Source organism: Leptolyngbya sp. NK1-12, assembly GCF_032598965.1.
GTDB lineage: Bacteria > Cyanobacteriota > Cyanobacteriia > Elainellales > Elainellaceae > Elainella.
The window spans coordinates 1,902,673-1,918,758 of sequence record NZ_CP053586.1; the positions used below are offsets into that span (position 1 = coordinate 1,902,673).

Genomic DNA, 16,086 nt, shown 5'->3' on the forward strand with positions numbered 1-16,086 from the left:
AACTCAAGACTACGTGCTCTGGTTCCGCTGATCGTTCGACTGATTTTTCTGGCCCCATAGGCTTTGACCTGAGCTGTGTCGAAGGCTTGACCTGAGCTGTGTCGAAGGCTTAGTGCTCACACCGAAGGCTCACCGAACGCGCACAGGCTACGCCACCAAACCTCAAAACTGGTATAAGTCAAATTGACTCAAGCGAACTTGGGCAGCAGTTAGATGCCTCAGTATTTTCTACCTTTTCTACAGCAGCTCGCAAAGCTTGATAGGGAACTGTCTTCTCAAAACTTGTTCCACCCCTTCACACCAACTCAAAACTCAAAACTCAAAACTCAAAACTGATCCAGCCATCCCCACACATCAATCGCTAGCCGCTGCCCTAACTGCAGGAACTGGCGAATCTGATCCAAACTCCAATCGGGCTTTTGGTTTGAGTTCTGCTGCCAGAGCCGGAGTTGGGGCAAGACGCGACGGTGCAAGCCTTGCAGATAGATTTCCTGCGCTCGGTCCACCGAGAGATGCAGATGGAAGCGGTTGCTCAGCTCCAGCAAGCGGTCGATCCATTGGAGATCGGCTTCGGCAGTGCTGGGATTGAAGTTGTGCAGCAGATGCCAGAGCGCCCGTAGAATCAACCGTTCCAAGGTTTGTTTGATCTGGAGTGGCTTGAGCTGGCAGCGCATGTGATCTGCTTCTGCGGCGATTGCCTCCAGTTCGGCTAAATGGCTGAGACAAAGTTGGGGATTGGTGGGCGGAAAATCGCTGGTTTCCCGATCCAAAGCCTGTAAGGTAACGATCGCGCGGTGGCTGATGGCAATCTCTGCAGCGACCTGCAACTCCTGAGGCACATCCAGCCCATCTCGGTGGAAGGCGGCAATGATGCCGTAGTTGTCGCGGTAGACCTGGGTGTAGAGCTGATCGAGACGAGTCAGGGTTTCCCGGCTGAGTAGGCGCATGATTTTGTGCCGCTCTTCGGCAAATAGGTCGCGCAGACTGTAGGATTGATGGCCCAGATAGCGGGTCATCGCCAAAATCATCTGAGCCGCACTCGCCTGCTTCAGGGTGTCAAACAAGACTTCTTTCATCTGGCTATAGGCGCGGCGTCCGCTGAAGGGCTGGATACAGCAGTGGAAATCCCAGCCGCCCAAATGCAGCACCGCAAACACCAATATCTTACGTTCGCGGGTCATCTCTGAAGTGAGCTGGATCTGGCCAACGGCTAGAGTAAGGGTGCCTAAGCGCTGAAGCTGATAATCAAGCTGCTGCACGGCATAGCAGTACACCCGCTGCTCAGGCGCATAGGCGGTAAACAGGGAAGTCATGGCGTAGTGGGCCGCCACCTGCTCTAGGCTGATTTGGGCCGGGATCACCAACTGGCGATAGACCTCTGCGCCATTCTGAAACAGATCCACATTGCTAGGAGCCGCCCCCAGCCGTTTGATAAACGCTTTCTCTAGCTGGACGCCTGCCACATCGCCGGCTAACTCTAGGGCACGGGCCGCGTAGCGCAAAATCTGGGTGCCTTCCGGACGGGAAATTTCATCGAAAAACCAACCGCAGCTTGTGTACATCAAGAGGGCATGGCGCTGCATTTCCAGCAGCCGCAGGGCATCGACTCGTTCGGCAGCGCTGAGTTTGTGGGATTGGTGCTGAGTCAGAAAACGATTGGTGCAAGTCGGACTGCGATCCAGGATCACCTGAATATAATGATCCCGAGCCTTCCAGGGATCCAGGAACAGCTTTTTGCCGTGCTCCTCATACACTTTGCTCAACTGATCCCGCAGCCAATCCAAGCTATCGCGCAACGGTCTGCGCCACTGCTGATGCCAACTGCCGCCCCCACCACAGCCGCAATCCTCCTGCCAGCGATCAACGCCGTGGGAGCAACTCCAAGCCGTGACGGGTTTTAGTTCTACTTCCCAGGCGGGCGGATTCAGACTCAGATAATGGGCAAAGTTGGTGACGGTCCAGCCGCGACGCGGAAATTCCTCGGTAAAAGCATAGGCCAGCGCCTTTTCGGTGCCGCCCTTGTGATGCCCGAAGGTTTCGCCATCGGTGGCGACCGCAATCAGTTGGGCGGGCTGATCCCCTCGTACCGCTTGGGCAATTCGCCCGATAAAGTGACTGGAGTTACTCAGCACATCGCTGAAGCCCATATCCCGGGAAATCGGACCATCGTAGAAGAAAATGTCGATGTAAGGGCGATCAGAAGAGTTTTGAGTTTTAAGTTTTAAGTTTTGAGTTGAATGAGCAGTAATGTGATCTTTTAACTGAGAACTCAATGCTGTAGAGCTTTGTTCCGAAAGGGTGAATTCAACATTTTTTTTCAAGTAGCAACGGTAGGGGCGAATCGGATCAATTTGGCTGCCGCCGACTTCAGTCCAGTGGGGATCGGGGTGGTCTGCGGTGGGCAGGGGACGACAGCGCTGGGCTTGGGACGGTGCCAGAATGATGAACTTGATGCCTTCAGCGACTAGGGCTTCCAGGGTGGCATAATCAACGGCGGTTTCGGCTAGCCAAATGCCTTCGGGATCGCGGCCAAATCGGGATTTGAAATCGGCTTTGCCCCAGCGAATCTGGGTGTATTTGTCGCGCTCGTTGGCCAGCGGCATGATCATGTGGTTGTAGACCTGCGCGATGGCGTTGCCATGACCGTTGAGGCGTTCGCAGCTTTTGCGGTCGGCTTCCAGGATGCGCTGATAGGTTTCAATGTCGTAGCGTTCTAGCCAGCTCATCAGGGTGGGGCCGATGTTGAAGCTGAGATACTCGAAGTTGTTGACGATCCCCAGCAGCTCTTCTCGGTCGTTCAGCACTCGCGCAAAGGCATTGGGACGGTAGCATTCGTGGTGAATCCGTTCATTCCAATCATGAAAGGGAGCGGCGCTGGGCTGGCGTTCGATCGCGTTGAGATAGGGGTTTTCGCGGGGTGGTTGGTAGAAGTGTCCGTGAACCGTGACATAGACGCCAGTGGCTGCTGTCTGCTCATTTGTCTGCTCATTCCAGACTTGAGATTTCAATGCTGAAGAAACAGAGTCAACAATTTCTACTTGGGGTTCTACTTGGGGATCATGGGTAGCTACAGCATCCACGCCTTGAGGTAGGGGAGCAAGGATATTTGCAAACTCTGAGTTGTGGTGAGAAGTCATGAATGTTTGTCCAAATGCAAAAATGGAAATGATAGGCAGAGCAATGGCAGGCAGAAGGTATTAAGCCTGCAAGGCAAGAATGACAATTCAGGAATTGATCACAAATCAATATTTAAGCAAAATTGATACAGCAATCGATACAGTATATTACAACCCATAGAGAAGAACCGGGGAAACTGCATAAAAGGATGTAGCCCTTGAGCCGATTGATTCTACGCAGCATCTAAAGAGCGCTTTTAATGTTGTAAAACTTTGGCAAATCTTCCAAATCTGGTCAATAGATTTTCTAGCTGGTTCTTCTAACTGGTTCTGAAAATTAGATGGGTGAGAGCCAGAAAATGTTGACTGATGTTTCTTGATGTTTCTTATGGAGAGTGACAAGTTCATCATTCCCAAAGCTGGCTAAAACGCATGTTGCCTTTTCCAGCCTGATGCTTTGCTTATAGTCCTCATTGATCTTAAACTAAACGACCCCTTCTGCTTGCGGATTAACGATTTACAACAAGAAGTATCGAAACTTTATTTTTTGCAATAAGCAATCTTGATTCGCTTATCCGAGCCTTTGAAAGGATCATGCCTCGGCTATCAGCGTTTTGATCTCAGTCTTTGGGGATCAACAGTGAGTACCACAGACCGAATGAATTGAATCTTTCTATAAGTAGGTAGGCTAAATTAATCTTCGCTCCACAATGCCGGGTCTCGACTCCGCTCAACCCTCTGCTTCCCGAAACGTTGCGCATTGAGCGGAGTCGAAATGCGTCTTCTCAATAATTGCGCCCACCTACTTAGACACAATTGATTTACACATAGCCAAATTTCTATAGACGCCATAGCCTAAAATCCGCATTTTGATCCGGATTGGCTGTTCTCTACTTCTTCTTGTGAAGAAGCCGTGAAGAATTCCTTGATTTAATTTCTCAAACAAGAACTCAAACAACTGTTTTTTATGCTGAGCTACAACTCAGTGTTTTAGTCTACAGCGAGTTCGATCGCTACGGCGTCTGTATTGGGTTTATATAAATAATGCTCTTTATAGAAACATAATGAGGTCGTGAGTTTCCATGTCTCAAGTTAGCGCACCATTGAATAACTTAGCAGGATTGATTTCAGCCACCAAAGATCAGGTTTCTTCTGATTTAGTGGGTGAAACAGTGATTCTCAACTTAAAATCTGGCGTCTATTTTGGACTGAATGAAGTTGGTACCACTATTTGGAACCTAATTCAACAACCGCGAACACTTCAGTCTATTCATACATCTCTTCTGGCGGAATATGATGTTGATTCCGAGCAATGTATGCAAGATTTGATCGCCATCCTGCACGATTTACAAGCTGCTGAACTAATTGAAATCACTCATGCAGACGTTGAATAAAGTTCTCCAGCTCAGTTCTGCCGAGCGGTGGCTGCTGTTTGAGACGCTAGTTTTACTGAATCTGATCCGATTGGGACTTGTATTTGTGCCATTTCAACAACTGCGTCGGTTGCTTGCAAGGGGCGTGGTTCGATCAGATCAATTAATGCACCGGGTTTCTCCAGAGCACATCGTTTGGGCGGTGAATGCCGTTTGTTCTCGCATAGCCAATAAGGCAAAGTGCCTAGCGCAGGCATTAACTACTCAGGGGCTGCTGTCTCGCTATGGCTATACCTCTGAGCTTCGGATTGGAGTGGCAAAAGATTGTTTTGGCAAGTTAGCTGCCCATGCCTGGGTTGAATATCAGGGGCGAATTGTCATCGGTGGAATACCCAATCTGCAAACCTTTACACCTCTGCCAGCCCTGGAGTTAGACCCATGAGCGGAATCGCAGGAATTTACTGTCTAGACGGACAGTCTGTCCAGCATAGTGATCTAGCGCGAATGACGGATGTTCTGTCCCATCGAGGACCAGACGGAGCAGAGATTTGGTGTGGCGGGTCAGTCGGGTTGGGGCATCGGATGCTGTGGACCACGCCCGAATCGTTGCTAGAGAAGTTACCGCTAGTGAAAGGAAATCTTACCCTTACTGCAGATGCTCGAATTGACAACCGAGAGGAACTGATTCCGGCATTGGGTTTTGCAAACTATCCAGTAGATAAGGTAACGGACAGCGATCTGATCCTGGCCGCTTACGAGAAATGGGGAGAGCAGTGCCCCGAGAAACTGCTGGGCGACTTTGCCTTTGTGATTTGGGATGGTCGAAACCAGCAGCTTTTTTGCGCTCGGGACCATTTTGGGGTGAAGCCGCTCTACTACTACCATCAGCCGGGCAAACTGTTTGCCTTCGCCTCTGAAATTAAGGCGTTGCTAAGTCTACCGGGCATGCCGTGCCAGATCAACGAAGTCAGGATAGCCGATTACCTCCTGCAACGTTACGAGGACAAAGCCAGCACGTTTTATCAACATATCTATCGTTGTGTGCCGGCTCACAGTCTGCGGGTTACGGCTGAGCAATTGTCGCTTCGTGCCTATTGGCGACTCGATCCGCATCGAGAATTGCGTTTGTCCTCAGATGAAGAGTACGCTGCCGCCTATCGAGAAATCTTTACCGAAGCCGTGCGCTGTCGATTGCGCAGTGCCTTTCCAATTGGCTCGATGCTGAGCGGCGGCTTGGATTCCTCATCTATTGTCTGTACTGCTCACTCTCTGTGGGATGTAACTAGAGGGGATTCTCTCAAAACTTTTTCGGCCATCTTTGATACGGTTCCTGAAAGTGATGAACGGTTCTACATTCAGACTGTGTTGGAGCAAGGGAACTTTGAATCTCACTATATTCATGGCGATCAGCTCAGTTTTCTTGACAGCATTACACTCACTTTACCTTGGCAAGATGAACCGTTTGATGCACCAAATTCTTTAATCAATCTCGAAACTTGGCGCATTGCTCAACAGCAGGGAGTTCGCGTCTTGCTTGATGGATTGATGGGAGACAATGTTATCTCGCACGGATACGCTTATCTGAATGAACTGGCTCGTACAGGACAATGGCTTACACTAGCTACTGAAATCCGAGCATTGGCGAAGCAACGCAACCGCTCACCTTGGGCACCTATACGGCGCTTTATTTGGAATGACGGCGTTAAATCTAATATTCCTCCTGCTCTACGACAACGCTGGCGACAATTGCGGGGATACCAGGAGCCTGTTTGGAAACCAGATCCACTGCTAAATCCTGAATTTACTCGGCAAGTTGGACTGAAAGAGAGAGTTCAAGAATTTGCTGCTGGCGAATGGCGAACTGAGCGTGAAAACCACCACCAAGAACTCAACAGTGGTTTTGTACCGCTGTCTATGGAAATGTTCAACAAAGGAGTTTCCGCTTATGCCATTGAAGCGCGATTGCCGTTTACCGATCGCCGCTTAGTGGAATTTTGTTTAGCCGTTCCAGCGAACCAGAAATTGCATCGCGGTTGGAGCCGGGTGATTGCCCGCCGAGCAATGGAAAACTGCTTGCCAAAGGCGATTCAATGGCGGCATGACAAAGGCGACCTCGGCGTCAATTTGATTCGAAGAATATTAACAGAACAAAGCAAATTTGAAGAGTTCATGCAAAACTATCCGGCGGAACTGGAAGCGTATATCGACATATCCACGCTGCGAAAAATCAGCCAGCAATTTCTAGCTCAAGGTGAACATTACCAGCCCGGTAAAATTCATCAACTCCTTCTAGTGATAACCCTGGCTCATTGGCTAAGATATGTCAAAAGTTCTGCTGGCTTAGTTCATGAAGCAGTATTTTTATCATGATGAGGAGGTGATAACACAACAAATAGGTTAATGACAACCCGTTCATTAAATTGGTCAATTCAGCACATAATTCTGAGGTACTACCATGCAAAAGAAACGCTATGCTAAGCCTGAACTCACTGTTCATGGTGATGTTGAAAAAATTACTCAGGGTGAAGGATCGGGACTTGTAGACCTTTTTGTTTACGGTCTCTCTGATCCAATCGGCAGACCTCCTAAAACAGGTAGCCGATGATGTAAATTTTTGAGTATTGTTAGTAATCTGAGTAATTCCTCTAGTTTATTAACAATTTCTCTGTTTCAATTTGCTCAATTTTCTAATAGTTTTCCAACTAAGTTATCAGTTGGAACGTCATAAATTTCCCTGTTGAATCACTCTAACATTTTGGTTCAACAGGGTTTCTTTAGAGGCTTTTCAACATTCCTAATACCATAAAACCTAATACCATAAAAGCATGTTTTCCTATACCGCTTACGGTTTGAATATTGCGTCCTATCTTCCTTTGCCGGAACTAACAGTACATGGAGGAGAGGCAGATGTTGCGATTCAACCCGGACCTGTGCAACATCCTGCCAATGCGGTTCGATCGGAACAATGTATTTGGGCGTCAAAGACCGAAGCCATCTTCCATTGGCATGACATCGGCACTTTTCTAGTCCGGAAAGGACGGGAAATTATTGTAGATGCCATTCCCGAAGTCAATTCCGATGTCCTGCGCCTGTTTCTGTTGGGGTCAGCCCTGGGAACCTTACTGCATCAGCGGGGCTTATTGGTGCTGCACGGCAGTGTGGTAGCTAAGGCGGGGAGTGCCCTTGCTTTTCTAGGGGAGAGTGGCTGGGGCAAATCCACCATGGTGGCAGCACTGTGCAAGCAGGGATATCATCTAGTTGCCGATGATGTGCTGGCGATCGGGTTTGATGACAGCAATCACCCTATCGTTTTTCCTGGCTCGCCCCAGGTGAAATTGTGGGCAGATGCCGTAACTTCTCTAGGAGACGACCCTGCTGCCCTGCCGAGAATTCGTTCGGAGCTTGAGAAATACGCGCGGCGATTCGAGCAGGGATTCTCGACCGAGCCTCAGCAACTCGCTCGTCTGTACATTCTGGGCGTTGGTGCTGCGCCTGAAATCGAACCAATTGCGGCTCAAATCGCATTTAAGGAGCTGATTTTTCATTCCTACGCCGTGCCGTTTTTGGGCAGCGCTTTCTCTAATTCGAGCCACTTTCAGCAATGCGCTCAATTGATCAACGCTATCCCCATTGCACGTCTGAAGCGGCATCGCTCGCTGCTAGCATTGCCGGAGATTGTGCAGCTAGTTGAAGCCGATGGTGCTGGTTATGCCCAGCGGGTTGCTGTTTAACATCGAAGATCCATGCCCAGAAAACGCCGCTCATCTATTTCATCTAATATTCTCTCTAATATTTCCTCTAAATTTGTCAGCAAACTGGACCGGCTCTCTTACCTGCCGGCAACCTTTCAGCTGATTTGGCAAGCTGCCCGTTATTGGACGCTGGCTTGGGTGATCTTGCTGCTGCTGCAAGGGTTACTACCAGCCGCGACTGTCTATCTGACCCGAATGCTGGTGGACGGTTTAGTTGCCGTAGTCGGGGCAGGCATTTCCTGGCAAGCAGTGCAGCCGGCGCTCCTCCCCATCCTGCTGATGGCGGCCACCCTGCTGTTAACCGAGGTGTTGCAGAATCTGATGGACTGGGTCCGCACGGGGCAAGCAGAACTGGTCCAGGATCACATTAGCGGGCTAGTGCACGAGAAATCCTATACCGTAGACTTCGCCTTTTATGAATCCTCTGACTACTACGACCGCCTCAGTCGCGCCACCAGCGATGCCAGTGGACAATCCCTGTCGTTGATCGAAAATGTCGGGAGTTTGCTGCAAAACAGCATTACTCTAGTGGCAATGGTGGCGATTCTGCTACCCTACGGCATCTGGTTGCCTGGGTTGCTGCTGATCAGCACATCGCCCGCTTTCTATGTCATGCTCCGCCTCAACCGCCGCTATCACCGCTGGTGGGAGCAAACCACAACCGATCGCCGTCGCCTGCAATACTATGAACTGCTGCTGACCAACAATGCTCCAGCGGCAGAAATTCGGGTATTCAATCTGGGACCTTACTTTGAATCTGCCTATCAGCGGTTGCGACGGCGGCTGCGACGGGAGCGGATGCAATTAGCCAAGCAACAAAGCCTAGGACGGATCGGGGCTGCGACACTTGCCCTAGTCCTCTCAGGCGGAGCACTGCTGTGGATGGGGCGGCAGGTTCTGCTAGGGGCTTTAACCTTAGGTGATCTGGCGCTGTTTTATCAAGCATTCAACAAAGGGCAAGGGTTAATGCGCTCGGTACTCAGCCATCTGGGGCAGATCTACAACAACAGCCTCTTTCTCAGCAATCTGTTTGAGTTTCTCAAGCTAGAGTCTCAAACGAACTTGCTTCCTGCAGACCCACCTCCAGTCGAGCTTTCGCCAATCCAAATTCAGCAGAGCGTCCGGTTTCGGAATGTGCGCTTTCGCTATCCGGGCAGCGATCGCCCGGTGTTAGACCAGTTCAACCTCACCCTACCGGTTGGTAAAGTCGTTGCAATTGTGGGTGACAACGGCGCCGGCAAAAGCACGCTCGTGAAGCTGCTCTGTCGCTTCTATGACCCTGAAGCGGGTGCGATTGAACTAGACGGTACCGACATCAGAACCTTTCCGCAGGCTGAACTACAGCGGTTGATTACGGTTCTATTTCAGTTCCCAATTCCCTACTTTGTTACCGCAGCAGAAAATATTGCCCTGGGCGATCAAACCGTTCCTGCCACCGCCGCCGCGATTGAAGCAGCCGCTCGCAGTGCTGGCATTCACGAACGCATCGGATACTTACCCCAAGGCTATGACACCCTTATGGGCAAGTGGTTTCCGGGCGGAGTGGATCTGAGCGGCGGTGAATGGCAACGGCTGGCGCTGGCACGCGCCTTTTTCCGCCGTGCCCCCCTCATCATTCTGGATGAGCCAACAAGCGCAATGGATCCTTGGGCAGAAGCCGACTGGCTAGACCGATTTCGGCAATTGGCGAATGGGCGCACCGCTCTCGTGATTACCCATCGCTTCACCTTGGCCATGCGGGCAGACGTGATCCATGTGATGCGGCAAGGGCAGATTGTGGAATCGGGCAATCATCAGGAGCTACTACAGCAGGGAGGACTGTATGCCCAATCCTGGAAAGCACAAATGGAAGCTTGTCCTCCGGCTCCCATCCGAAATTAACTCTCAATATAGTAAAAATGACACTAGACTCAGGTTTAACAGATTCATCAACGCCAGAAGCTGCAGAGGAGTAGTGGTGACCCGTGCCGTTCTGATGCCCAATGAGGTAGAAAAAGCCAAACGTTGATGACCATGGAAGAATACTCTGAAATCAAGCTTTTGCTGTGCTGTGCTCGTGTGCAAATGGACGCAACCACAGCAGCTCAGATTCCCGCCCTCCTCCAAGCTGGCATTGATTGGGATTTGCTGCTGCAAATAGCAGTGCAGCATGGCGTGGCACCCTTGCTGTATTGGAGTGTTAAGTCTGCCTGCCCAGATGCGGTTCCCCCTGCGATTCTCCAACGACTGCAGCGCCTGTTCCACATCAATGCCCAGCAAAACCTGCTGCTGACCCAGGAACTGCTGCGGCTCCTCAGCCTATTTGAAGCTGAGCAAATTCCGGTTTTGCCGTTTAAAGGTCCAATTCTTGCCCTAACCGTTTACAAAAACCTTTCGCTGCGCCAGATCACCGATCTGGATCTGCTGGTGGATAAGTCGCATCGCTCTCAAGCAATCGAACTGTTGATGGCGCAAGGCTATAACCTCCGGATTGAGGTGCCTTGGGAAACCCATCTGATTCGAGAAAACGAACTGTATAACATCGATTTACACTCAACCCTGGCTCCCAAACACCTCTCCTATCCACTGCAAAATCGAGAGGTGTGGCTGCATCTGGAACCTGGCTTGATTGGTGGAAAGCCTGTGAAGATGCTCACTCCCGAAATGGATCTCTTGATGCTGTGCCTGCATGGCACCAAGGAAGGCTGGCACCATTTGAACCGCATTTGCGATGTAGCGGAACTGGTGCGAACCAAGCCGCTGAACTGGCAGTTGTTGCAGCAGCAGACCGAACAGTGGGGAATGCGCCGACTCATCAGCCTAGGGCTATTGCTGGCTCACGACCTTTTGCAGGTAAGCCTACCGCAACCAGCAGCAGAGTGGATCGCTCGCGATCGGACAATGGGTTGTTTGGCTAGGAGTGTTAAGCAAACGCTGTTCAGTCCTGCCACTGGGCGAATTGGTGAAGTGGAGCGGAGCTTGTTCCACATCCGCACGCGGGAGCGGTTCCAGGATCAGTTTTGGAGCTGGTGGGGGTTGATGGAGCATTCAGGTTGGATTAAACCGACTGCTGAGGATCAAGCTTTCGTGCCATTGCCCCCTGCCCTTTCCTCGCTCTATTACCTGATTCGCCCATTCCGGGTGCTGAGAAAGTATGGAACAACGCTGCTCCGGTGATAGGGCATTCATCACCGCTCATCACCAAAAAGGAGCAAGGGGATAGCAACCACCCTGCTCCTCAAAAAACCTTCTGAGTTTCTAGCAAAACTCAGATTAGCAATCCCAACCTAGCAGTCATAGTAGAGCGCAAACTCGTAGGGGTGAGGCCGCAGCCGCATCGGGTTCACCTCGTTGTCGAGCTTGTACTGAATCCAGGTGTTGATCAGGTCTTCGGTAAAGACGCCGCCGGTGGTCAAGAAGTCATGATCTTTCTCGAGGCACTCCAGCGCATCTTCTAGCGATCCTGGCGTAGAAGGAATCTTCGCCAATTCTTCGGGGCTGAGGTCGTAGATGTCCACATCCAGCGGTTCGCCCGGATCGATCTGGTTCTTGATCCCATCGATACCGGCGCAGAGCATAGCGGCAAAGGCCAGGTAGGGGTTCGAGGTAGCATCCGGACAGCGGAACTCCAGACGTTTTGCCTTCGGGTTCGAGCCAGACAAGGGAATCCGCACCGAAGCTGAACGGTTGCCCTGCGAGTAAGCCAAGTTCACTGGAGCTTCAAAGCCTGGAACGAGGCGCTTGTAGGAGTTGGTGGTGGGGTTGGTGAAGGCGAGCAGAGCTGGAGCATGCTTCAGGATGCCGCCGATGTACCACAGCGCCATCTGGCTCAGGCCGGCATACTTGTCGCCACCGAACAGAGGCTGCCCATCCTTCCAGATTGACTGGTGCGTGTGCATCCCCGAACCGTTGTCGTTGAAGACTGGTTTGGGCATGAAGGTAACGGTTTTGCCGTACTTGCGGGCTACATTCTTGATGCAGTACTTGTAGATCATCAAGTTGTCAGCAGACTTGACCAGCGTATCGAAGCGGATGCCCAATTCGCACTGACCACCTGTTGCTACTTCATGGTGATGCTTTTCAATCGGTACACCGCACTCAGCCATCGTCAGCAGCATCTCACTGCGCATGTCCTGGGAGGTGTCGGTGGGAGCAACAGGGAAGTAGCCCTCCTTGTAGCGAGGCTTGTAGCCCAGGTTGCCGCCCTCTTCCTTGCGGCCCGAATTCCAGCGGCCTTCGACTGAATCGACGTAGTAGTAGCCTTCGTGCTGGTTTTGGTCGAACCGGACATCATCAAAGATGAAGAACTCGGCTTCAGGACCAAAGAAGGCAGTATCGCCAATGCCGCTGGCGGTAAGGTAGTCGAGGGCTTTTTGGGCGATCACGCGCGGGCAGCGAGAATAAGGTTCACCAGTCCGGGGTTCCTTAATGCTGCAAATGAAGCTCATGGTCGGCTCTTTCATGAACGGATCGATCCAAGCTGTGTCCGGATCGAGCACCATCGACATGTCCGACTCGTTGATGGCTTTCCAACCGCGGATACTGGAGCCATCAAACGCCACACCATCGACAAAGCTGCTTTCATCAATTTGGTTTTCGTAGACCGTCAAATGCTGCCAAATTCCCGGCAGGTCAATAAACTTGAGGTCAATCAGCTTGATGCCCTTCTCTTTAATCAAGCTCAAGACTTCTTGGGGGGTTGCCATGACTACTCCTTAAACAATCTCTTAGGCTGTCTCTTGATATGCACGCTTACTCGCAGAGAGTATTTACTCAAAGGGAGTAAAAATATTGGGCTGGCGCTTGGATTTGCACTGAAGCCGATCGTTGAAGCCAATATGATATAGATGCGACTTTACCCCATTGATTCAGCAGCAGCTCTCGACTCAGCGATTACCTTGCTCCAGCAGGAGGAAACATCCTCAACGAACCGGACTTCAATTCACCTGAATCATCCTAGGAACAGGCTTACACAGATTTTGTATTCAAAACTACAAATCAATCTTTTTACTTGATTAAACTTGCTCAATGGGTTATTGACCTAATCTGCCAAGTGGTACTGCCGGATGTGTAGGAGCGGTTGTTTAGCGCCTCAGCTGGTTGTAAATCGAGGTTTTGTGGCTTGCAGAACCGATGGCGCTGCTGTAACTACTCGTGAATCCCCAGGCTTACCAAGACAGTTAAGATAAGAATCTTTACAGTTCTTGGCTTGCTTCTCAGGTTTGGACGCAATTCTGTCAAACGCTGCATGATAAACTAAATGGCGATTGCCAGTCTTCATGTAGCCACATGTAAGGCATTAAAAATTAGGTCAGGGGGCAGGCATCTTGTCTGCGGTGGGCAAGGCGCTCATACTACAGCATCCCCGCTGATTTTTAATTTGTCTATGGCCTACAGGCAATCAAGACATAGTAAACAGACTACTGATAACAAAACTTGGGAGACGAAATCTGATGCGGGATGCGGTGACCAGCCTGATTAAAAACTACGACAGCACCGGTCGATATCTCGATCGCAACGCCCTGGATTCTCTGAAATCTTATTTTGAGAGTGGTACAGCTCGTGTGCAAGCAGCAGCCGTAATCAATGGTAATGCCGCTGCCATCGTCAAGCAGGCAGCGTTACGTCTGTTTGAGGATATTCCAGAGCTAATTCGTCCGGGTGGAAACGCTTATACCACTCGTCGCTATGCGGCCTGCCTACGCGATATGGACTATTACCTGCGCTACGCTAGCTATGCCCTAGTGGCAGGCAATACCGATGTGCTGGATGAGCGGGTGCTCTACGGTCTGAGGGAAACCTACAACTCACTGGGTGTACCGATTGGTCCGACCGTTGTTGGTATCCAGATTATGAAAGATATCGTTAGGGAACGAGTCGCTGAGGCCGGAATTGCCACCGATGCCTATCTGGATGAACCCTTCGACTACCTGACTCGCGAACTGAGCGAAACGGACGTTTAGACGAGCGAGTTGAATTAGCTAAATCAATTCATAACAATTCATGACAGGGATGCCAAAATAGGCCCCTGTTTTTTGTTGATTAAGGTTTTTTATTATGGGTCAGTTGAAACCTGAAACTCGGCATCTCTGCCACGTTATAGGCTTGGGATGATGCCATTAAAGCTGATCGAGCTGTTGTTTCAGTTCCTCCAGTTTCACATCAATTGCAGCACAGCTAAAACGAGGTTTTGAGGAATCAGAATCAGGAAGCTGAGGAGCAAAACCTAGTAACTGTGCTTTTATTGCTGCCAGTTCTGCATCAATATCACTGCCTGACTCTAGCATTGCCTAGACTGACCTAATCATGTGGATGGTTTGCCGAAGCTTAAGTATCCGAAGCTTAAGTATCCAATGCTGTGCGATAGGCGTAATGCAGCCGCTTGATGTAGTTCTCCATGCTAAACCGCTCCGCGTTAAGCCGACCTGCTTCGACGAGACTCTGCCGCAGATCCCTGTCGCCCAACAGAGTTTCGAGCTGCTTCGTAATATCCTTAACGCTGTAGGGATCGGCATAGAGGGCCGCATCTCCGCAGATTTCGGGTAAACAGGAGACGTTGGAGGTAATCACCGGGCAGCCGAAGTTCATCGCTTCTAGAGGCGGCAGACCAAACCCTTCGTAGAGGGAGGGAAAGACCAGACAATAGGCTCCGCTGAACAGATAGCGCAGGCTCTCCATCGTCACATATTCCAGCAGTTTCACCTTTTTCGTCGATTCTTTGTCATCGCTCAAGAATTGGGCCTTGCCCAGCTCATCTTCCCAGAGCCAACCCTTTTTGCCGACGATCACCAGCGGCATATCGGTGTCAATCGAGGCATAGGCGTCAATTAAGCGACCCACATTTTTCTTCGGCTCGATCGCGCCCACAAACAGAATGTAGTTTTGGTACTTTAGGCTGTAGCGACGCAGAAACCGGGCGATCTCAGCGTCGGTGGCTTCTAGCGGCTTGAGAGCAATTGGCTGGTAGGTAACGATGACTTTGGCGGGATCAACATCGTAGTAGGTGAGGATATCTTGCTTGGAGTGCTCGGAAACGGTGATCGTAACGGCAGATTCCTTCAAGGTATCTTTGATTTTGTTGTAGAAGATCTTCTTGCCGTCAAGGGTGGCGTAGGGCAATCGCAGCGGAATCAGATCATGGACAGTGGTAATTTTCTTCGCGCCCCGCACCTGCATGGGCAGCGGATAAGTGGCGTGCCAAATGTTTACTTTTTCCTCAACATTGATGCTAGTCGTCAACCGCAGGCGGTCGTATAGTCCATTCGCGAGGTCATAGCAGTAGGGCATACTGAACGATGTGGCGTACTTGAGGAAATCTTCGGTGTACTGCCCTTTCTTGACCACCAATCCGGCAAAGGACTTTCTACGCTTGGCCCGATAAAACGGAGAGGCTGATTTCAATAGCCATTTGGCTAAGCTTGGCCAGTCCTGTCGCCCGCCTTGATTGTCGAAGAAGAAGATTTCGTCGAGAATTTCGTTGTTTTTGTAGCCGCTGCGGCTGAGCAGAATGTCTACCTTAGCTCCGAGGCGATCCAGCGCTTCGAGCAGACTGAGACCATAGGTTTTGATGCCGGTGCCCTTGGTGAGTTGCAGGTTGAAGGCATCCACCAGAACTTTGACTCCGGCCAGGTTCAAGTCAGTCTCCAACTCTGGAGCAGGTGCTGTAACCCGTTGATTGTCGGTTGATAGTCCCATTCGCCATACTCCTGCAAAATAGCCACAGTGGTATATGATGCCATCTTTGGGGACGGGGGGGAATTGGAGATGGGGGGGTGAGGAGTGAGGAGTGGGGAGTGGGGAGTGGGGGGTGAGGGGCTTCGACGCGAGCGCTCAGCCGAGCGGTGGGGAGTCAGGAGGATTTTTGCT

At 50.8% G+C, this 16,086-nt stretch carries 11 protein-coding genes; 8 read left to right on the forward strand and 3 right to left on the reverse strand.

Translation table 11 applies throughout. The annotated features are described in order from the left end of the window. Nucleotides 1–326: 326 nt before the first annotated feature. Complete coding sequence (locus HJG54_RS07730) at nt 327–3,137, reverse strand: DUF3536 domain-containing protein (RefSeq protein ID WP_316434293.1); 2,811 nt, start codon at nt 3,135–3,137, stop codon at nt 327–329. 1,061 nt (nt 3,138–4,198) lie between these two features. Between HJG54_RS07730 and HJG54_RS07735 the strand changes: the two genes are divergently transcribed. The 7 genes from HJG54_RS07735 (at nt 4,199) to HJG54_RS07765 (ending at nt 11,397) form a co-directional block, all read left to right on the forward strand. Then, nucleotides 4,199–4,510, forward strand: a complete 312-nt coding sequence (locus HJG54_RS07735; RefSeq protein WP_316434294.1) for a PqqD family peptide modification chaperone — start codon at nt 4,199–4,201, stop codon at nt 4,508–4,510. Further along, complete coding sequence (locus HJG54_RS07740; RefSeq protein ID WP_316434295.1) at nt 4,494–4,931, forward strand: lasso peptide biosynthesis B2 protein; 438 nt, start codon at nt 4,494–4,496, stop codon at nt 4,929–4,931. Before HJG54_RS07735 ends, HJG54_RS07740 begins: the two co-directional genes overlap by 17 nt. Continuing rightward, entirely contained in the window at nt 4,928–6,859 is a 1,932-nt protein-coding gene (locus tag HJG54_RS07745; protein WP_316434296.1) for a lasso peptide isopeptide bond-forming cyclase, read from the forward strand. Before HJG54_RS07740 ends, HJG54_RS07745 begins: the two co-directional genes overlap by 4 nt. Before the next feature lie 85 nt (nt 6,860–6,944). Continuing rightward, nucleotides 6,945–7,094, forward strand: coding sequence for a lasso peptide (locus tag HJG54_RS07750; protein WP_316434297.1), 150 nt, complete (start codon nt 6,945–6,947; stop codon nt 7,092–7,094). Between the two features lie 220 nt (nt 7,095–7,314). Continuing rightward, nucleotides 7,315–8,220 (forward strand): hypothetical protein, encoded by a 906-nt coding sequence (locus tag HJG54_RS07755; protein ID WP_316434299.1) that lies wholly within the window; start codon nt 7,315–7,317, stop codon nt 8,218–8,220. 12 nt (nt 8,221–8,232) lie between these two features. Next, entirely contained in the window at nt 8,233–10,122 is a 1,890-nt protein-coding gene (locus tag HJG54_RS07760) for an ABC transporter ATP-binding protein (protein WP_316434300.1), read from the forward strand. A 132-nt stretch (nt 10,123–10,254) separates the two neighbouring features. After that, the gene (locus tag HJG54_RS07765) at nt 10,255–11,397 is read left to right on the forward strand and encodes a nucleotidyltransferase family protein (protein ID WP_316434301.1); all 1,143 of its coding nucleotides are present in this window, start codon (nt 10,255–10,257) and stop codon (nt 11,395–11,397) included. Nucleotides 11,398–11,507: 110 nt separating this feature from the next. On the opposite strand, the gene glnA is transcribed toward HJG54_RS07765, so the two are convergent. Next, entirely contained in the window at nt 11,508–12,926 is a 1,419-nt protein-coding gene (gene glnA, locus HJG54_RS07770; protein ID WP_036000168.1) for a type I glutamate--ammonia ligase, read from the reverse strand. A 747-nt stretch (nt 12,927–13,673) separates the two neighbouring features. Between glnA and apcB the strand changes: the two genes are divergently transcribed. Beyond that, nucleotides 13,674–14,183, forward strand: coding sequence for an allophycocyanin subunit beta (apcB, locus tag HJG54_RS07775; RefSeq protein ID WP_036000170.1), 510 nt, complete (start codon nt 13,674–13,676; stop codon nt 14,181–14,183). A 379-nt stretch (nt 14,184–14,562) separates the two neighbouring features. Here the strand turns inward: apcB and HJG54_RS07780 are convergent, their stop codons facing one another. Beyond that, nucleotides 14,563–15,915 (reverse strand): glycosyltransferase family 1 protein, encoded by a 1,353-nt coding sequence (locus HJG54_RS07780; RefSeq protein WP_316434302.1) that lies wholly within the window; start codon nt 15,913–15,915, stop codon nt 14,563–14,565. Nucleotides 15,916–16,086: the final 171 nt, after the last annotated feature.